The sequence below is a fragment of the Geomonas anaerohicana genome, assembly GCF_016458305.1.
GTDB lineage: Bacteria > Desulfobacterota > Desulfuromonadia > Geobacterales > Geobacteraceae > Geomonas > Geomonas anaerohicana.
In genome coordinates, this window is the sequence record NZ_JAEMHL010000002.1 from 545580 (window position 1) to 564863 (window position 19284).

At 60.0% G+C, this 19284-nt stretch carries 17 protein-coding genes; 12 read left to right on the forward strand and 5 right to left on the reverse strand.

Annotated features, from left to right (window positions below; translation table 11 throughout):
* The first annotated feature begins 10 nt into the window (after nt 1-10).
* The 5 genes from gmd (at nt 11) to JFN91_RS05735 (ending at nt 6426) form a co-directional block, all read left to right on the forward strand.
* Nucleotides 11-1060: a GDP-mannose 4,6-dehydratase gene (gene gmd / locus JFN91_RS05715; protein ID WP_199388224.1), complete on the forward strand. Its 1050-nt coding sequence runs from the start codon at nt 11-13 to the stop codon at nt 1058-1060.
* Complete coding sequence (locus JFN91_RS05720) at nt 1053-2021, forward strand: GDP-L-fucose synthase family protein (protein ID WP_199388225.1); 969 nt, start codon at nt 1053-1055, stop codon at nt 2019-2021. Before gmd ends, JFN91_RS05720 begins: the two co-directional genes overlap by 8 nt.
* Before the next feature lie 283 nt (nt 2022-2304).
* Nucleotides 2305-4251: a polysaccharide biosynthesis protein gene (locus JFN91_RS05725; RefSeq protein WP_199388226.1), complete on the forward strand. Its 1947-nt coding sequence runs from the start codon at nt 2305-2307 to the stop codon at nt 4249-4251.
* Nucleotides 4252-4364: 113 nt separating this feature from the next.
* Nucleotides 4365-4739, forward strand: coding sequence for a GxxExxY protein (locus JFN91_RS05730; RefSeq protein ID WP_199388227.1), 375 nt, complete (start codon nt 4365-4367; stop codon nt 4737-4739).
* Nucleotides 4740-4986: 247 nt separating this feature from the next.
* Nucleotides 4987-6426 carry a capsule assembly Wzi family protein gene (locus tag JFN91_RS05735; protein ID WP_328745914.1) on the forward strand — a complete coding sequence of 480 codons (1440 nt, stop codon included), beginning with the start codon at nt 4987-4989 and terminating at the stop codon, nt 6424-6426.
* On the opposite strand, the gene JFN91_RS05740 is transcribed toward JFN91_RS05735, so the two are convergent.
* Entirely contained in the window at nt 6414-6860 is a 447-nt protein-coding gene (locus JFN91_RS05740) for a hypothetical protein (protein WP_199388229.1), read from the reverse strand. The genes JFN91_RS05735 and JFN91_RS05740 overlap by 13 nt on opposite strands.
* Nucleotides 6861-6952: 92 nt before the next feature.
* Here JFN91_RS05740 and JFN91_RS05745 point away from each other — a divergent pair, with 92 nt between their 5' ends.
* The 5 genes from JFN91_RS05745 to JFN91_RS05765 all read left to right on the forward strand — a co-directional run bounded on the left by JFN91_RS05745 (nt 6953) and on the right by JFN91_RS05765 (nt 11910).
* On the forward strand, nt 6953-7837 hold the full coding sequence (locus tag JFN91_RS05745) for an ExeA family protein (protein ID WP_236014974.1): 885 nt from the start codon (nt 6953-6955) through the stop codon (nt 7835-7837).
* Between the two features lie 22 nt (nt 7838-7859).
* Nucleotides 7860-8705 carry a hypothetical protein gene (locus JFN91_RS05750; RefSeq protein WP_199388230.1) on the forward strand — a complete coding sequence of 282 codons (846 nt, stop codon included), beginning with the start codon at nt 7860-7862 and terminating at the stop codon, nt 8703-8705.
* A gap of 5 nt (nt 8706-8710) precedes the next feature.
* Nucleotides 8711-8992 carry a YcgN family cysteine cluster protein gene (locus tag JFN91_RS05755; RefSeq protein ID WP_236014975.1) on the forward strand — a complete coding sequence of 94 codons (282 nt, stop codon included), beginning with the start codon at nt 8711-8713 and terminating at the stop codon, nt 8990-8992.
* A gap of 185 nt (nt 8993-9177) precedes the next feature.
* The gene (locus JFN91_RS05760; protein ID WP_199388231.1) at nt 9178-10434 is read left to right on the forward strand and encodes a DUF6178 family protein; all 1257 of its coding nucleotides are present in this window, start codon (nt 9178-9180) and stop codon (nt 10432-10434) included.
* 255 nt (nt 10435-10689) lie between these two features.
* A complete protein-coding gene (locus JFN91_RS05765) occupies nt 10690-11910 on the forward strand; it encodes a hybrid sensor histidine kinase/response regulator (protein WP_199388232.1) in 1221 nt (406 codons plus the stop codon).
* Here JFN91_RS05765 and mtaB read toward each other — a convergent pair.
* The 4 genes from mtaB to JFN91_RS05785 form a co-directional block, all read right to left on the reverse strand.
* Nucleotides 11907-13202 (reverse strand): tRNA (N(6)-L-threonylcarbamoyladenosine(37)-C(2))-methylthiotransferase MtaB, encoded by a 1296-nt coding sequence (gene mtaB / locus JFN91_RS05770; protein WP_199388233.1) that lies wholly within the window; start codon nt 13200-13202, stop codon nt 11907-11909. The genes JFN91_RS05765 and mtaB overlap by 4 nt on opposite strands.
* Nucleotides 13203-13454: 252 nt before the next feature.
* Entirely contained in the window at nt 13455-14123 is a 669-nt protein-coding gene (cysE, locus tag JFN91_RS05775; protein ID WP_199388234.1) for a serine O-acetyltransferase, read from the reverse strand.
* Between the two features lie 318 nt (nt 14124-14441).
* Nucleotides 14442-15368, reverse strand: a complete 927-nt coding sequence (gene miaA, locus JFN91_RS05780) for a tRNA (adenosine(37)-N6)-dimethylallyltransferase MiaA (protein ID WP_199388235.1) — start codon at nt 15366-15368, stop codon at nt 14442-14444.
* Nucleotides 15368-16747, reverse strand: coding sequence for a S41 family peptidase (locus JFN91_RS05785; protein WP_199388236.1), 1380 nt, complete (start codon nt 16745-16747; stop codon nt 15368-15370). Before JFN91_RS05785 ends, miaA begins: the two co-directional genes overlap by 1 nt.
* Nucleotides 16748-17132: 385 nt before the next feature.
* On the opposite strand from JFN91_RS05785, the gene JFN91_RS05790 reads away from it, so the two are divergent.
* Together JFN91_RS05790 and JFN91_RS05795 are read left to right on the forward strand one after the other, a co-directional pair.
* Entirely contained in the window at nt 17133-17723 is a 591-nt protein-coding gene (locus tag JFN91_RS05790) for a DUF502 domain-containing protein (RefSeq protein ID WP_199388237.1), read from the forward strand.
* Between the two features lie 10 nt (nt 17724-17733).
* Nucleotides 17734-18696, forward strand: a complete 963-nt coding sequence (locus JFN91_RS05795; protein ID WP_199388238.1) for a D-2-hydroxyacid dehydrogenase — start codon at nt 17734-17736, stop codon at nt 18694-18696.
* Nucleotides 18697-19284 lie beyond the last annotated feature (588 nt).

The window sequence follows — 19284 nt, forward strand, 5'->3', positions numbered from 1 at the left end:
GGAGAAATTGATGAAAAAAGCGCTGATCACCGGCATCACTGGTCAGGACGGTTCGTATCTTGCGGAACTTCTGCTGGAAAAGGGGTACGAGGTGCATGGCGTGATCCGCCGCTCCTCTTCTTTCAATACCGGCCGCATCGACCACATCTACCGCGACCCGCATGACGCGGAGACGCGGCTGTTTCTTCACTACGGCGACCTGAACGATGCGAGCTCGATCAACCGGCTGCTGCGCGACATTCGTCCCGACGAGATCTACAACCTCGGCGCCCAGAGCCATGTCCGGGTTTCTTTCGACGTCCCCGAGTACACGGGCGAGGTGGACGCACTTGGAGCGGTGAGGATCCTCGAGGGGATCAGGGAGGCCGGCCTCGGCACCCGCTTCTACCAGGCTTCATCCTCCGAACTCTATGGGAAGGTGGTGGAGACCCCGCAGAAGGAGACGACCCCGTTTTACCCGCGCTCTCCGTACGCCTGCGCTAAGGCGTACGCCTTCTACATCACAATGAATTACCGTGAGAGCTACGACATGTTCGCCTGCAACGGTATACTCTTCAACCATGAGTCCCCTCGCCGGGGGGAAACCTTCGTGACCAGGAAGATCACTCGAGCCGCCGCGCGCATCAAGCTTGGGCTTCAGGATTGTCTCTACTTGGGCAACATCGATGCAAAAAGAGACTGGGGCTTTGCCGGCGACTACGTGGAGGCGATGTGGCTCATGCTGCAGCAGAACCAGCCGGACGACTACGTGGTCGCCACCGGCGAGACCTACAAGGTGCGCACCTTTGCGGAACTGGTCTTCTCTCGCCTCGGGATGCAGCTTGAGTGGAAAGGCGAGGGCGTCGACGAGGTAGGGATCGACACGGCGACCGGGAGGAGCGTGATTCGGATCGACCCGCGCTACTTCCGCCCGGCCGAGGTGGATCTCCTTCTGGGGGACGCGACGAAGGCGAAGGAGAAGCTCGGCTGGCAGCTGAAGACCAGTTTCGAAGAGCTGGTGAACATGATGACGGACGCCGATCTGAAGCTTGCCGAACGGGAGAGGAGGGCCAATGGATAAAACAGCAAAGATATTCCTTGCCGGGTCCAAGGGCTTGGTCGGCGGCGCACTACGCCGCCGACTGACCGCCTCGGGCTACACCAACCTCATCACACCTGAGATTGACGAACTTGACCTAACCCACCAGCAGTCGGTAGCCGACTTCTTCGCGGCGGAAAAGCCGGAATACGTCATGCTGGCCGCCGCCAAAGTGGGGGGGATCCACGCCAACAACACCTACCCGGCGGAGTTCATCTACCTGAACCTCGCCATCCAGAACAACGTGATCCACAACGCGTACCTAAACGGTGTGAAGCGGCTTTTGTTCCTCGGCTCCTCCTGTATCTACCCGAAGCTCGCCCCTCAGCCGATGAAAGAGGAACACCTTTTAACGGGTCTGCTCGAGCCGACCAACGAGCCGTACGCCATAGCCAAGATCGCCGGGATCAAGATGTGCGAGTCCTACAACCGCCAGTACGGCACCAAGTTCGTCGCCGTGATGCCAACCAATCTCTACGGCCCCGGTGACAATTTTCACCCGGAAAACAGCCACGTCCTTCCCGCCCTGATTCGGCGCTTCCATGAGGCAAAGGTTGCCGGGGCGTCCGAGGTCGTGGTCTGGGGGAGCGGGACGCCCAAGCGGGAACTCCTCTATGTGGAGGACATGGCTGCGGGATGCCTGCACCTGATGGGACTTTCTGACGAGGTCGTCGAGCGGGAGCTTTTAAGCTATCCGACGCCATGCTTTGTGAACCTCGGCACCGGGGAGGACGTCACCATACGGGAGCTCGCCCAGACGGTGGCGCAGGTGGTGGGCTTCCAGGGAATGCTTTCTTTCGACGCGAGCAAGCCCGATGGCACGCCGCGCAAGCTGCAAGACGTGTCCCGCATCCAGGCGCTCGGTTGGCGCCACACGGTCGGGCTCGAGGAGGGGATCTCCCGCACCTACCAATGGTACCTGGAGAACTACCTGCACGGGTAGGTAGTATAAACAGGAGGGGCTCGTGGGGGCATCGTTCGAGCGGCCCTTTTTAACGTTTTTCTTGCGGCTTGTGCGAGTTGCAAAAACTGATACTCATGCGACAGCCACCCCCTTCAAGGGGCCTCACATAGGATACCACTTACGCTGTGACAGGCCTGGTTTCAGAAAATGAGAAACTGACATTAGAGTTTGCTTTTTCCGAGCCAGATGATATAGTGATTCTCTGTTTGTATTAATGTATAGTCTTTAGCTTCATATTGACCTGTCGTGCTGTGGGGGGGACATGTTCCGCACTAGAAGAATCCTTGTGTTTTTCCTCGATGTTGTGCTCATCGCTGGTGCTTTCGTTCTTTCCTTCCTGCTTCGCTTTGACTTTCAAATACCCTCCGAGCAGTTTAATAACCTGCTGCATGGATTGCTGGTAATCCTTTCGGCCAAGCCGATCATGTTCATCGCCTCGGGCATGTACCGCAGCATCTGGCGCTATGCATCGCTGCAGGACGGTTACGAGATCTTCAAGGTGGTGACGCTCTCCTCGCTGCTCTCGGCCCTTGCACTCGTTTTCATGAAGGGCCCTTTCGCCCTGCCTCGGTCCATCTACATCCTGGACTGGTTTCTGCTCTTTTCCATGGTGGCGGCCAGCCGGCTGCTCTGGCGCATCTACCGGGAAACCCAGTTGATCCCCAGTCTGCGCAAGGGGAGGAGGACTCTCATCATCGGTGCGGGCGAGGCGGGCAACCTGCTGCTCAAGGAGATCCGCAAACAGGTCGACGGCGCCTACAACGTTATCGGATTTGTGGATGATGACCCTGAGAAGACCGGCATGCGCCTCTCCGGCGTTCGGGTGCTGGGGCGGACTGACCGGCTTTGTGCCCTGGTACGCAAGTACAGTATCGAAGAGGTCATCTTTGCCATCCCCTCGGGGGGGCCGGAGTTGATGCGCCGTGTGATCGCCAACTGCGAGCGCGCCAAGGCGCGCTTCAAGACACTGCCGGGGATCACCGACATCATCGACGGCAAGTTTTCCATGAGCCAGATCAAGGCCGTCGAGATCGAGGACCTGCTCGGCCGCGACCCGGTGGTGCTGGACCAGACGGCGATCCGCAACTACCTGACGGACAAGAGGGTGTTGGTGACGGGCGCAGCCGGCAGCATCGGCAGCGAGATCTGCCGGCAGGTGGCGCTTTTCAAGCCGGCCAAGCTGGTGCTGTTCGACCACGCCGAGACGCCGCTCTTCTACATCGAAAAGGAACTCGCTGCCTCCTTTCCTGACCTGCGCATCATCCCGATGGTGGGGGATGTGAAGAATCAGGACCGGGTTGAGACGGTCTTCGACGAGTTTGGCCCTGAGGTGGTCTTCCATGCGGCGGCATACAAGCACGTCGCCATGATGGAGTACAACCCGGCCGAGGCGGTGCTCAACAACGTGATGGGCTCCAAGATCGTCGCGGACGCCGCGCACAAGTTCAAGGTGCGCAATTTCGTCATGGTTTCCACCGACAAGGCGGTGAACCCGACCAATGTCATGGGGGCTACCAAGAGAAGCGCCGAGATCTACGTGCAGGCGCTGGCGGCGAAGAGCCAGACCAAGTTCACCACCGTCCGTTTCGGCAACGTCTTGGGGAGTAACGGGAGCGTCATCCCGCTCTTCAAGGAGCAGATCCGCAAGGGCGGGCCGGTTACCGTGACCGACAAGGACGTGGTGCGCTACTTCATGACCATTCCGGAGGCGTCGCAACTGGTGATGCAGGCTGGCTGCATCGGGCATGGCGGCGAGATCTTCGTGCTCGACATGGGGGAGCCGGTCCGCATCCTGTCGCTGGCCGAGGAACTGATCAGGCTGTCCGGCTTCATCCCGCACAAGGAGATCGAGATCCAGTTCACCGGGTTGAAGCCCGGCGAGAAGCTCTTCGAGGAGCTTTTGATCGATGGGGAGGGGATCAAGCCCACTAGCCACAAGAAGATCAGGGTCATGGCGCCGGTGGAGACCGATTTGAAGAAGGCCACGGCCGATCTGGAGCAACTCTTCAATCATGCCAAGGCGCATGACCTGGGGGCGGTGCTGGACATGCTGCGCAGCATCGTGCCGGAGTTCGTGCCGCGCTACGAGTTCGACGTGGCGCCGCCTTTTGCCTTCCAGCGGGTGAGGCCCGACCTGTTCCCGCCCCAGAAACTCACCTTCATCAGGAACCTTCGTGTCGCCGGCACCAGCGAGGGAACGGCGGCATAAACAGAATCGAGACTCAACCCCTATTGAACAGGGATAAAAGGGATACAGGGGATAAAACGAAGCACACTTCTTAGAATCATCTATCTCAACTTCTGAATCTAAGGAGTCCACCGATGATTTATGAAGACGTGACGGGGAAGATTCTGGCGGCCTGCTTTGACGTGAGTAATGAACTAGGGAACGGGTTCCTTGAGTCGGTTTACGAAAAATCTCTTCTGATAGCTCTTGAAGAAGCAGGTCTTCGGGCACAGAGACAAGTTCCGCTACAGGTCTTTTACCGCAACAAAAACGTTGGCGACTTTTATGCGGACATCGTTGTTGAGGGAATGGTGTTGCTAGAGTTAAAAGCTGTAAAAGCTTTAGCTCCCGAGCATGTAGCGCAGATCTTAAATTACCTTAAGGCCACAGGCATTGGCATCGGTTTACTGATCAACTTTGGATCTCCGAAGTCGGAGTATCGAAGATTAGGTAACAGATTGTGTTCGTAGTCATCCCTTTTATCCTTTTTATCCCTGTTAAATGATTGAGAATTAAATGAAATTTTCCAAGTTTATCGTGGTGGTCGCGACATCTATAGCCCTCTTATATCCCTGTCTTGCCTTTGCGCTTTCCTCCCCTAACATCCCCCTCGACAGCCCTATTTATTTTTACTTGGAGAAGTTGTCGGGCTTCGGGCTTATCTCCTCAGACATCAAGGGCATCCGCCCCTTCTCAAGGGCGGAGGCTGCGCGCCTGGTGAAAGAGGCTGAGGCGCGGGCGGCGGCTACCGGACATTCCGCCTTGGCCGCGGACCTGCTCGATCGCTTGAAAGAACTGCTGCCGCGCGAACTGTCCTACTATGGCCGTGATGCAACCGCACCGGCATTCGATTACGACCCAGTGAAGACCGCGCGCCTGCGCTATGTCTACCTGGAGGGCGTCCCCAGGAGCTATTTTCGCGCGGTCCATGACCCGGGCAACGATGGCGTCTTCGGGATAGGTAGCGGCCTGCGCCCGGCGACACCTTACCCTTTCCCGGATCAGCAGCGCGGCAGCGAGGGCACTCCTCTGTTCGAAAATAACGACGGTGTGGTCCACCAAAAAGGCTCCAATCTCGACCTGCGCGGCAGCGGAGAAGCCTATTTCGGCTCCATCGCTTCCGTGGCCATCGAGCCGATGCTGCTGTGGTCCGAAGCGCGCGACGAGGCTACCCTCAGGTTGAACCGGGGGTACGCGAAGCTGGGCGGGAAGGGGCTGGAGTTGGAGGCCGGCCGCGACGAGAACTGGCTGGGACCCGGTTACCGTGGGGCGATCACCCTCACCAATAATGCGAAGAATTTCGATATCATCAAGCTTTCCAGCCCGGAGCCCGTGCAATCCAAGTACCTGTGGGACTTGAAATATTCCATCATTTTTTCCCGGTTTGAGAAGACGATAACGGACGGGCAGGAGCGGCAGCCTTACCTTTTCTCGGGAAAGCTGGCCATGAAGCCCCTCGACAACCTCGAGTTCGGCATCAACCTGGGGCGTCAGGTGGGCGGCCCCGGAGTCAACAACAGCTTTGGCGCCATCATCCGCGGAATGGTTGGCGGCACCGGCGACGACAACTCAAACACCATTGCGGGGTTCGACCTGCGCCTTCGGTTTCCCTGGCTACGCAACACCGAACTCTACGGTGAACTCTCGGGTGAGGATGCCGCCGCGTTCTGGCCAATTGTCGAAAGCTACGTAGCTGGTTTCTACATTCCCCGAGTGAGCGAAAGCGGCAAGGATGACCTCCGTTTCGAGTATTTTCGCGGCAACCGTATCCTCTACACCAACAGCACCTTCCCCGAAGGATACCTCAGACATGATCTCCCCGTCGGTCATTCGCAGGGGGGCGCCACCCAGGACTTCTTCCTGCGTTACAGCCACTGGTTCTCGGTGCGCAACAACCTCGCTCTCGAAGCCTTCCACACCAGGCGCGGCGACTACGGCCGGATGACCGTCGACGCCACCGGTCGCTTCGATGCCGCAGGCGTGATGCAGTCCATCGAGCGCAAGAACGCCCTGCGCGCCTCCTGGACCTTCCCGTTCTCAAAAGAGTGGAACGCACTGCTCCTCTACGGGCAGGAGTGGATCCACAACTACGAGTTGCGCGCAGGCGATACGCAGATGAACCAGTTGGTTCGAGCCGAACTCTCCTACAAGTACTGAAAAAAAGAAATCCTTCGCCGGGTACCACGGGCGCTTTCCCTGCACCTGCGTCTTCTAACTAGGTCCGCGCGTCCCCTAACCAGGAGGTCGCGTCCCCTAACCAGGAGGTCGCGTCCCCTAACCAGGATGTCGCGTCCCCTAACCAGGATGTCGCGTCCCCTAACTAGGATGTCGCGCCCCCTAACTAGGATGTCGCGTCCCCTAACTAGGATGTCGCGTCCCCTAACTAGGATGTCGCGTCCCCTAACTAGGATGTCGCGTCTCCTAACTAGGAGGTCGCGTCCCCTAACTAGGGGGTCGCGTCCTCTAACTAGGAGGTCGTGTTCCCTAACTAGGAGGTCGTGTTCCCTAACTAGGAGGTCGTGTTCCCTAACTAGGGGGACGTGCCCACTAACCAAGAGGTCACGTCCGGACCACTGACCATATGATGTCATCTGTGTTCCTTGCCCCCCTTTCCCCTTTATTTCTCAGCAGATTCGCGCTATATTCTCTCCCTCGATAACGGCAACCGTCACAAAGGACCCACATGCCTGCGATGTACTGCGAGTTTTACGGCTTCAGGGAGAGCCCGTTCACCATCACTCCCAATCCCCGTTTCCTGTTCATGAGCGAGCAGCACCGGGAGGCCTACGCGCACCTGCTCTACGCGGTGGACAACCGCGCCGGTTTCGTGGAACTGACCGGAGAGGTCGGCACCGGCAAGACGACGCTTTTGCGCACCTTCCTGAACCGTCTGGACCAGGAGGGGCACCGCACCGCCCTCATCTTCAACCCCTGCCTTTCGGACCTGGAGCTTTTGAAGAGCGTCAACCGCGAGTACGGTCTGGTCTGGGAGTCGGAGAGCAGGGTGGAACTGCTGCAGGTGCTGAACGCTTTCCTTCTGGAGCAGAAACAGGCCGGGCGTAGCGTGGTGCTGGTGATGGATGAGGCGCAAAACCTCCCCATGGAGGTGCTGGAGCAGATCCGCCTGATCTCCAACCTGGAGACGGAGACGGACAAGCTGATCCAGATCGTCCTTTCGGGGCAGCCCGAGTTGCTCACTGTTCTGGGGCGCAAGGAGTTGCGCCAGTTGAACCAGCGCATCACGGTGCGTTACCATCTGCGGCCCATGGACTTTGACAGCACCCATTCTTATATCGATCACCGCATGGAGTTGGCGGGGTGTTACCGCGCCGCCGAGTTTTCCAGTGCGGCCATGAAGCACATCTACCGCTTTTCCGGAGGGGTGCCGCGCTTGGTCAACGTCGTTTGCGATCGAGCCCTCCTGATCGGGTTCACCGAGGAGGCCCGTACCATCACCGGGAGCATGGCGGCACAGGCTGTTGCCGAGGTCGGCGGGCGTTCTCCCTACGGCCTGACGGCGCAGGTGTTGCGGCGCCTGGCCGACGCCCTCCCGCGCTGGCGCAGCTGATTCTCAACTTTTCGAGGGATTTATGAGTTCAATACTGAAAGCATTGGAGAAAGTGGACGAGTCGCAGCGCTCCCGTCGTCCTGCCGGCACCGGGGGACTCCCCAAGGCCAGGGGGCGTCGTCCGGCATGGATGATCCCGGTCTGCACTCTTGGCGGAGCGGCCATTGCCACCCTGGCGACTTACGCCCTCATGGGCGGGTTCTCCCATCGCCCCGCACAGGTTGCGGTGCAGGGCGCCGATACCGTGACTGCCGCCCCGGTAGCCGCGGCTCCGGCCAAGGCGGCGCCGGCTGTCCGCGTTGAGGCCAAGGAGGTCGTCGCCGAGCGGACGGCTGCCGCTCCTGCGGTCGCACCCGTCGCGCCCGTGAAGCCTGCGCAGCCGGTCACCGAGCCTGCCAAGATTGCGGCCAAATCGGCCCCGGTTCCTGCGGCCACGACCAAACAGGCGGCGCAACCGGTTGCCAAACCGGTCACCCAGGCGGCTGCCAAGGCGGCCACTCCGCCCCAGATCCCGGTAAAGGTAGCGGCAAAGCAACTGGCCCAGCCTTCCGTCGCCGCCAAGGCTCCTACCGTTGCCCAACCGGCTCCGGTGCACCAGGCGGTCGTGCAACCGGCGCCGGTAGTTGCCGCATCGGCACCAGCCGCGGCGCCGGTGGCCCCGCAGAAGTCGCGACCGGAGATCCGTGTGAGCGGTATCGCCTGGCAGAACAGCAGCGAGGCGAGCTTCGCCATGGTAAATGGTAGTGCCATGCGCCAGGGCAACGTCGTCAATGGCTACAAGATCGAGCAGATCTATGAAGACAGCGTCCGGTTTTCCAACGGCAAGGGGAATACCCTGGTGGTGCCGCTGGGGGCGGGCGAGGAGTAGGTCGCATGTCATCAGGACCCGAAATGGATCAGCAGCAGTGGGAGGCCCTTTGCGAGCAATGCGGCCTTTGTTGTTTTGAGAAGCTGGAGGATGAAGACGGCAGGATCATGTTCACCTCGACCCCCTGTCGCTACCTCGACATCACCACCAGACGCTGCAAGATCTACAAGAAGCGCTTCAAGATCTTCCCCGAATGCGTGCAACTCACCCCGGAACTGGTCAAGGAGCTCAAGTGGCTGCATCGCAGCTGCGGCTACAAGAAGGCCATGCGGAAAGGCATTCTTTAAGGCGTTTAACAGGGATGAAGGGGATAAAAGGGATAGAGGCATAAAAGACAATTTTTAACGCAAAGCCGCAAAGGCGCAAAGAAAACATGAATACAGGCACAGGGCCGGGGGGTAAACAAGAGTCTTTGGTTTATCCCCTTTATCCCTTTTATCCCTGTTAAGAAACGGTTTTCAAAGGGAGTGAAATGGCAGAAATGAAGCAAGTAGCGGTAGTGAAACTTTCTGAGCGCGATTTCCAGGCGCTTCCCCTACAGCAGAAAAAGGACTACCTGGGGACGGTTTCCGGTAAGGAAAAGATGGACCTCATCGTTGCCGACCCCGACGCCAGGAGGCTTGCCGCAGGTCTGCAGCCGCAGGAATTCTTTTGGCTCATGAAAGAGGTGGGTGAGGCGGATTCCGTGGACCTGCTGCGCCTGGCTTCCGCGGAGCAGTGCGTCTTCATCATGGATATGGAGCTTTGGGATGGCTGGACCTTCTCCGAAGATCAGGCCTGTCATTGGCTCACCTACTTCATGGAGGGGGGCGAGCCGCGCGTTCATGAGCTGCTCAAGCACCTCGATTTCGAGCTGCTGCAACTCCTGTTGAGCCGCGAGATCATCGTCGGTGGCGGCATCGGCGACCAGGGCAACGATGAGGAGCGCCTGGGTGACTACGATCACACCTTCGACGATGTCTTCATGATCAAGTTCAAGAACCCCAAGCACAGCCAGTTGATCGGCTCTTTCCTCTCCATGCTGGTCAAGCTGGACAACCAGTTGTACACCGCACTCATGGAAGGGGTGAAAGGGGATGTGGACCTGGAGCTCGAGGAGCAATGCCAGCGGTTCCGCACCGGCAGGCTGCAGGACTTGGGCTTCCCGCCGTTGGACGAGGCGCTGTCGATCTATGCCCGGATCCACCCGGACCGTTTCGAACTCCAGGGGGGGAAGGAACTGGCCTCGGCGGGGGAGGGGGGGCACCTGATGCCGGTCTTTGCCGACGAAGGGACCCTGCTGTCGCGCGCCTTGGCGCGGTCCGGTTCGGAAATCGTGTCACAGGAGTTGAACTACCTGGTCAACAGTGCCCTGGTTGCCGAGGGGCAGGCTTTTCACGAACCCGAGTCCATGCTCGCGGTGATGCACCGGGTTTGCGGCTACCTCAACATCGCCTTGGAGACGCTGGCGCCCGGGGATGAGAGCAAAGCGGCGCAGATACTGGCCGAGGAGGAACTGAAGCGGCTGTTCCAGCTGGGGTACAGTGTTGTGCTGCAGCTCAAGTTCACCGCACGTGACACCGAAACCGTCGACTACGCCACCGGGAAGCTCCTGGGCGGGCTGAAGTCCAAGCGTCCCCGTTTCTACCGCGGTCTCGATGCCGACGGTGTCGACGGCTACCGCGAGTTCCGCGATCTCGACGACGTGCGGCGCGTATCCGACCTGCTGGCTCAGTTGCAGGGACAATAAAACCCGTTTAACAGGGATAAAGGGGATAAAAGGGATAAAGTCCCAAAATCAGGTTCTAACGCGAAGGCGCAGAGTAAATCTGGAAACAGGTACACCTCTGGTTGGAGCCAAAGATGTATTATCCCCTTTATCCCTTGTATCCCTGTTAACCGTTTTTAGGTTTCTTTCCGGGTCCCTCCTGCATCCCCTTTCGTTGCAATCCTCTCCCTCATTGGTATCCTCTTAGTCATTTGCCGCAGCCGCTAAGGGGGTAGGATGAAGGTTCTGGTCGTCGACGATTCCAGAAACGATCGCAAGGTCATCCGCTACAACTTCGAGTGGCACGGCTGCCACGTCGTCGAGGCCGCCAACGGCAAACAGGGGCTCGAGGTCGCTGCGGCCGAACTCCCCGACCTCATCATCTCCGACTGCCTGATGCCGGTCATGGACGGCTTCAGATTCCTCCACGAACTCAAGAAGTTCCAGGAACTCCGCACCATCCCCTTCATATTCTATTCCGCGATCTACACCGGCAGCAGGGAGGCTGAGCTCGCGGCTGCCCTGGGGGCCACGGCCTTCCTTGAGAAACCGATGCGGCCCGACGAGTTATGGGATGCGGTGGGGCGGCTCTTGGCGGCGGAGCTGGCAAGCGAACGCCAGGCACAGGCGAACCAGATGCACGAGGAGGAATTCCTCAGGGACTACAGCCAGGTGGTGGCAACCCGGTTGGAAGAGAAGGTCCGGGAGCTGACCGAGGAGAACGAGAGCCTGCTCAGGCTGAACGGCGAGTTGGAGCGCAGGGTGGTGGAGCGGACGTCGCAGCTGGAGTCAGCCAACCGCGACCTGGAGATGTTCAGCTACTCCGTCTCTCACGATCTGCGGGCGCCCTTGCGGCACCTCGAAGGGTTCAGCCAGGCGCTTACCGAGGAGTACGCTGCCAAGCTCAACACCATAGGCAACGACTACCTGGAACGTATCAGGCGCTCCAGCCGTCGCATGGCGGACATGCTGGACGCGATCCTGGAATTGTCCCGAAGCGTCAGGGGAAAGCTGGCCAGGGAGGACGTGGACCTGAGCGCGCTGGCCAGGGAGGTCGTGGGGCAACTGGCCCGATCGCAACCGGAACGCAAGGTTGCTGCCCATGTGGCGGAGGGGATGGCGGCGCGGGGGGATGCGCGCCTCTTGAAGGTGGTGCTGGAGCACCTGGTGGGCAATGCCTGGAAATTCACCCAGCCGCAGGAGCACGCCGTGGTGGAAATTTTCCCCACCGAGTGGGAGGGGCACTCCGCCTTCGCGGTCCGGGACAACGGGGCAGGGTTCGACATGGCCTACGCCGAGAAGCTGTTCTCGCCGTTCCAGCGCATGCACGGCCAGGACGAGTTCCCCGGGCGCGGCATCGGGCTGGCCATCGTCAAGCGGATCGTCAGCCGCCACGGCGGCAAGGTGAAGATAGAAGCTGAAGTGGGGCGGGGCGCTACGGTGACCTTCACCGTCTAGCGGGCCGCCAGTCTGCCGGTCAATTCCCCGCCGCGAGTCCCGGTAATCAACACCGTGACCTCCTGGTTGATCAACCCGTCACACTCCTCGATGAGCACCGGAAGGTAGTTCCTGGACAAGCCTTTGCGTCCCCCCTCATCCTTCTGCACCAAGACCTGCAGTTCCCGCCCGACGAACCGTGCCGCGTACTCCGCCTTTTTCTTTTCCGACAGGATCCGAAGCGCCTCGGCCCGCTCCTTGATCACCCGCGGTTGGACCTGTGCTGCCATGGTCGCGGCCGGGGTCCCGGGGCGCTGGGAGAAGGGGAAAACGTGCAAGTAGGCCAAGGGGAGCGAGTCGATGAAGGAGAGGGTTTCCTGGAACTCCTGGTCGGTCTCGCCCGGGAAGCCGGCGATGACGTCGGAACCGATGCTGACGTCGGGCATGGCTGCCACCAGAGCCTCGACGACGGAGCGGAAGAGCGCGGTGTCGTAGCCGCGGTTCATGCGGGCCAGGACGCCGTCCGAGCCGCTTTGCAGCGGCAGGTGCAGGTGAGGGCAGACCATCTTTGATCCGGCCATGAACTCGATCATCTCCGTGGGGACCTCGGTCGGTTCCACCGAGCCGACCCGCAGCCGCCGTACCACTCCCTGGTGCTCAGCCAGACGCATCAGGCCGAGCAGGTCGGTGGCGGGCTCGAGGTCGAGGCCGTAGGCGCCCAGGTGTATGCCGGTCAGCACGATCTCCTGGAAACCCTTGGCGGCGAAGGCTGCCATGCCGTCCAGTGCCTCCTGGGGCGCGACACTTCTGCTGGCGCCGCGGGCGTAGGGTACGATGCAGTAAGCGCAGCGTGCGTCGCAGCCGTTTTGCACCTGGAGGAAGGCACGGGTGTGTTCGGCGAAGCTTTCCAGCTGTGTTCGTTCTCCAGACCGCTGCTGCGAGATATCGCTCACCACCGCCTGTGGTTCATCTCCGAGTCCCTTGATGAAACCGACGATATCCTTCTTCTCGCTGTTGCCGAGGATGAGGTTTACGCCCGGTAGTTTCAGCAGCTCATCGCCGGCCATCTGGGCGTAGCAGCCGGTGATTACGACGCGAGCTTCCGGGTTCATGCGGGTGGCCCGTCTGATCAGGCGGCGGGACTCCGCATCGGTCTTGGCTGTGACGGTGCAGCTGTTGATAACGTAGATGTCGGCGCTTTCGGAGAAGGGGACGAAGCTGTAGCCGTCCTGTTCCAGTGCTTCGGTCATGGCGGCGGATTCGAACTGGTTGATCTTGCAGCCGAGGGTAGTGATGGCGATTCTTTTAGTCATAAAAACCTATAAACAGGGATAAAGGGGATGAAGGGGATGAAGGGGATAACTTCAAATTCTCTATCTAACGCAAAGCCGCAAAGGCGCAAAGAAAACAGGGATAAAGGACATAAAGGGATTTAAAACCAGAAGCTGTCGTCTTAGTCTTTATCCCGTTTATCCCTTTTATCCCTGTTCAACACGTTTTGCCTTGTTTGCTTTGCGTCTTTGCGTCTTAAGTGAGCGGAGCGAACGGGCGTTAAGATAACGGTTTTAGCCTATTTTCTTCTTGAGAGCCTCATGCTCGGCAGCGAGGGCGTTGTACTTCCGCTCCAATTCCCTGATCTGGTCGAAGAGGCAGGAGATGGCCTTTGCCTCCGGGTCGGGCATCTTGCCGTGCTCGAGGTCCGGACGGTCCTGCGGCTTCTCGGTCGCCATGACAATGCGTCCCGGTATGCCGACCACGGTTGAGTTGGCCGGGACTTCCTTGACCACCACGGAGTTGGAGCCGACCTTGCTGTCCTTGCCCACGGTGAACGGGCCGAGGATCTTGGCGCCCGAGCCGATCACGACGTTGTCCATCAGGGTAGGGTGGCGCTTCACCTTTTCCCAACTGACCCCGCCCAGGGTCACACCGTGGTAGAGGGTGACGTTGTCGCCGATCTCGGCGGTCTCCCCGATGACCACCCCCATGCCGTGGTCGATGAAGAAACCCTTGCCGATGGTGGCGCCGGGGTGGATCTCGATGCCGGTCATGAAACGGCCGATGTGGGAGGTAAACCTTCCCAAGAAATAGAACTCGTGCTTCCAAAGCCAGTGCGCGACCCGGTGGAACCAGAGCGCGTGCAGGCCGGGATAACAGAAGATCACCTCCAGCACGCTTCTTGCCGCCGGATCCCTGTCAAACACCGCCTTAATGTCCGATTTCAGTCTTGCAAACATCGGTACCCTCCCTGGCTCTTAGTACGTTTACGAAACAAGCAGTATCTGCTTCGCCTTTTTTTCGTAACATACCACACTGATTACGTCAATAATTAACTGCCACGGCCGCTCACGCCCGTTCGCTACGCTCACTCAAGCCGCAAAGGCGCAAAGTAAACCTAAAGACAACATCATTTAACAGGGATAAAAGGGATCACCGGGATAACACCTGAAACCAAAAACTTGGGGTAAAACAAGCGTGCTGTCGGTTTTGCCCGACTTTGCGCCTTTGCGGCTTCGCGTGAGAAAAGGTTTTCGCCTTTATCCCTTTTATCCCCTTTATCCCTGTTTCAATGATGTTAGCAGTTCCAGCGCCTCCGCCAGCGGGTCGCCCGCTCCCTCCACCCAGTGGATCACCGTGCCGTGGCTTTGCATCCGCTTGAACCAGTTCTCCTGCTTCTTGGCGAAGTCGTGGATGGCGGCGTTGAGCTTCTGGAACATGTCGTTTCGGGAGAGCTCCCCCTTGAGGTGGCGCGCCACGTAACGGTACTCCAGCCCGTAAAACTCGAACCTGTCCCAGCCGGTGCCGGCATCGTGCAGCCGCTGCACCTCTTCGATCATCCCGGCGTCTAAGCGCTCCCTGAGCCTTTTGGTGATCCTCTCCCTGAGTTGCGCGCGCTCCCACCGGATGCCGATGGTGAAGGGGATGATATCCGGCCAGGGCTCCTGGTCCCCCCCTCGGTACTCGGCGATTTCTATGGCGCGCAGCAAGCGATCCCGCTCGGTGAGGTCGGTGCTGTTGTGCAGCCTGGGATTGGCCCGGACCAGGCGCTCGGCGAGCTCCGTCATGGACAGGGGGGCAAGTTCCTCCCGCAACGCGTGATCCTCCGGCACCTCTACCAGCCGGTAGCCGCGCAGCACGCAGTCGAGGTACATGCCGCTGCCGCCGACCAGGACCGGCAGCCTGCCCCGGTTGGAGATGTCGGCGAAGGCGTCGAGGAAAAGGCGTTGGAACTGGAACAGGTTGAACTCGTGGCCGGGAGCGGCCACATCGATCAGGTGGTAGGGGATGCCCTGGTACTCGTGCAGGTCTTTCCCGGTGCCGATGTCCATGCCGCGGAACACCTGGCGTGAATCGGCCGAGATGATTTCTCCCTGCAACCGCCCGGCAAGCTGGACCCCGAGCCGGGTTTTCCCGGAGGCGGTCGCCCCGAGGATCACCAGCAGATTCGGGGTGCCGGGCGCGCTGCTGACGCCCGTGGCCATCAACGGGCGAGGCCCTTCTTGAGGACGTTGACCCCCTTGATGAGTTCGAGGGCGCGGGCGAGCTGGTTATCCTTTTGCAGCAGTTCCTGTTCGCTTAGCTCCTTGCCGGCTCCATTGACCTTGGGCAGCAGGGTCGGGTGTGCGGGCTTGGGGGGCGCAGCCGGCTTTGTCGCGGGTGCTTCCGGCTTGGTTTCCGGCGCTCCCTGCATGTGTCCGTCCAGGTCCTGCTCACGGATTTCCGGATCGGTTTCCTTTTTCGCCGCTGCCGGTTTTGCGAATTCCACCACGATGTCGGGGGTGATCCCCTTGGCCTGGATGGAGCGGCCGCTCGGGGTGTAGTAACGGGCGGTGGTGAGTTTGAGGCCGTCGCCGTTGTTGAGGGTCATGACGGACTGTACGCTCCCTTTGCCGAAGCTCTGGGTGCCCATGATCACCGCACGTTTGTGATCCTGCAGCGCGCCGGCCACGATCTCGGAGGCGGAGGCGGAGCCGCCGTTGATCAGCACCACCATGGGGTACTTCGGTTCCTTCTCGCCGATGGTCGCCGTCAGGGTCTGCACCGATTTCGCGTCACGACCCTTGGTGGTGACGATGTCGCCGTTGGTGAGCCCTTCGCCGATGAACCGGTCCGCGACGCGGTAGGCCTGGTCCACCAGCCCGCCCGGGTTGTAGCGCAGGTCCAGGATGAGGCCGGAGAGGGGGGCGCCGTTGTCGGCGGCCAGGGTTTTCAGCGCCTTGTCGAAGTCCTCGCCGGTACGTTCCTGGAATTCGGCGATGCGGACGTAGCCGTAGCCTTGTTCCAAAAGACGGGCCTTGAGACTCTTGGTCTTGATGATGGCACGGGTCAGGCGGAAGGTGAGGGGCTTTGCCGTTCCCTCCCTGACGATGGTGAGGGTGACCTGGGTGCCGGGGGTGCCGCGCATCCGGCTCACGCATTCATTGATGGGGAGATCCTTGGTCGGCTTGCCGTCGATCTGGAAGATGTGGTCACCGGCCAGGATGCCGGCCCGAAAGGCGGGGGTGTCCTCGATGGGGGCGTTCACCATGAGCTTCCCGTTGCGCATGTCCAGTTCTATGCCCACCCCGCCGAAGGCGCCTGCCATGTGCACCTTCATCTCGGAGTATTCCGTGACGGGCATGTAGGTGCTGTGCGGGTCGAGCGCGGCCAGCATCCCGTTGATGGCGCCGGTCATGAGCTTTTTGTCGTCGACCTTGTCGACATAGCTCTCCTTGACGATGTCGACCACCTCTTTGAACATGGAGACGTATTCCGCTTCACTCCTGCGGGCACGCTCATCCTTGTCCAAAAGGGGGGCGATATAAAAAACGGCGGAAAGGACCGCGGCGACGGCCGTTATGGCAAATGCTTTTTTCAACATCGGGGGAGCCTTTGACGTGGAACCTGAGGGATAAGTCTGCAACGTGCTACTGTATGTTTTTGCGCGTGTAGTTGTCAACTCCATTTGCCCCTAAAAGTCCCCCTTTGCAAAGGGGTATTTAGGGGGATTTGACTCTGTAGCGGCCCTGGGTGCCATGGCTACCGTGGCTAAATCCCCCCCGCCCCCCCTTCGCAAAGGGGGGGGGGCTGGTTCACGTGCATCACTTCGTAGGTGACGCTTTCCTTTCCCCGAATTCCCGGAACAATCTTTGTTAAGGAGGGAGCGACGCAACGGCAGTCGAGGCGCCTGCGCCTGCGTCCCCAAATCCGTTGACACTGCGGCAACTTTGTAGCATAACGCATCGAAGTCTATTACGGAGGCACAAGTGGATAAGATCATCAAGCATTTCAAGGGGAAATTCATCACCGGCCTGTTCGTGGTGGTGCCCCTGGGGATCACCATATTCATCCTGAAGTTCCTGTTCAACTTCGCGGACGGCATCCTGGGGAGCTACCTCGACTCGCTGCTGGCCGCGCTCATCAACGACCACTCGTACATCCCGGGCCTGGGCATGCTGACCGGCGTCATCGTCATCTACCTTTCCGGTTTGCTGGCGACCAACGTGATGGGAACCAGGATCCTCAGGTGGTGGGACGAACTCTTCTCCCGCATCCCGCTGGTAAAGTCCATCTACAACTCCAGCAAGCAATTGACCCAGGTGTTCAAAGAGGGGAAGACCTCCTACCGCAGGGCCGTGTTCGTCGAATGGCCACGCACCGGCGTCCGTGCCGTCGGCTTCGTTACCGCCGAGGTGGAGCGCGACGGCGAGAAGCTGGTGGTGGTGTACGTCCCCACCATGCCCAATCCCACCTCCGGCTTTGCCCTGTTCTTCCGGGAGACCGAGGTGTACGACTGCGGCATGAGCGTCGAGGACGCGGTGAAGTTCGTCGTATCCGGCGGTGTGGTGGTTCACTAGGGAGGCTCTCGTGAAGATCGTGGTGCTCGATGGCTACACCCTGAACCCGGGCGACAACCCTTGGGATGATGTCGCCGCTTTCGGGGAACTGGTGGTGTACGACCGCACCCCTGAGGAACTGGTGCTGGAGCGCTGTCACGGTGCACAGATCGTGCTCACCAACAAGACCCGCCTGAGCGCCGCCACCCTGGCCCAGCTTCCCGAAGTGCGGCTTGTCTGCGTGCTGGCGACCGGTTACAACGTGGTCGACCTGGCGGCCTCGGCGCAACAGGGGATACCGGTGGTCAATGTCCCGGAGTACGGCAGCGATTCGGTGGCTCAGCACACCATTGCGCTGCTGCTGGAGCTGACCAACCGCGTGGCCCAGTACCACGCCGCGGTACAGCGGGGGGAGTGGAGCCGTTGCGCCGATTTCACGCTGGTAGCGCAGCCGCTTACCGAGCTCAAGGGGCGCTCACTCGGGATCGTAGGGCTCGGGCGCATCGGTGCCCGGGTGGCTGCCATTGCTGCTGCCCTGGGCATGGAGATCCTTGCCTGCAACCCGAGGAGCAGGGTGGCTCCGGGCGGGGTGGCAGTCCAGTGGCTGGAGCTGGACGATCTCTTTGCCCAAGCGGACGTGGTCAGCCTGCACTGCCCGCTTACGGATGCAAACGCAGGGCTGGTTGATGCAGACCGGCTCCGCCTGATGCAGTCACACGCGCTGTTCCTCAACACCTCGCGAGGAGGATTGGTCAATGAGCGCGACCTGGCCGAGGCACTCAACGCCGGGGTGATCGCCGGGGCCGCCGTCGACGTCGCCGCCACCGAGCCCATTCCTGCCGACAGCCCGTTGCTGCACGCCGAGAACTGCATCATCACCCCGCACATCGCCTGGGCCACCCTGGCCGCCCGGCGCCGTCTCATGGCGACCACCGCCGGCAACATCGCCGCTTTCCTCGCAGGTACCCCGCAGAACGTGGTGAACGGACTGTAGCTGGTCGAACCACCAAGCCAAAATCCCCCCTGTCCCTTCCAAGGTTCTTCTAGGGATTCCGAACGACGCCTGCTTCTGGTCCCCCCTCCCCCTGCGGGAGGGGGAGATCAGCCTCGAACCTGGGCAAAGGGGTGGGACGTGATTTGTCGTGCAACACTTCGTGGCAAAGGTCACCCGAGGCTCCCCCGAGTTTCCGCCATTGACTTACTTTTTCCGCACAAAGCGCACTCTGTGATGAGAGTCATTCTTGCGTCTGTTGTCGCAACTGCTCATATCTACTGCGAAAATCCTGTTTTGCCTGCCTGGTCCACACCGTTTGTGGAAAGCGTTGTGGAAAAGACGTTGAAGACAGGGAAAACCCTTTGTAAATTGCCCGCCTCTGCAGATTGCCTACAGAATAGGCACCTTCATCGTAACGAAGTTTCATCGCTACCGTCAATGATTTCAGTTGGTTACGCTAAGCATCCGGTCTCGCGGGGAAAAGATGTGTCAAGCTTTTTCTGCAGGTTTGCGACGCACTCTTGTTGCACTCATCGAACAAATGATCGGCATTCCTTAATTCTTGACATGCCGCGGGAGGCTGTGTTA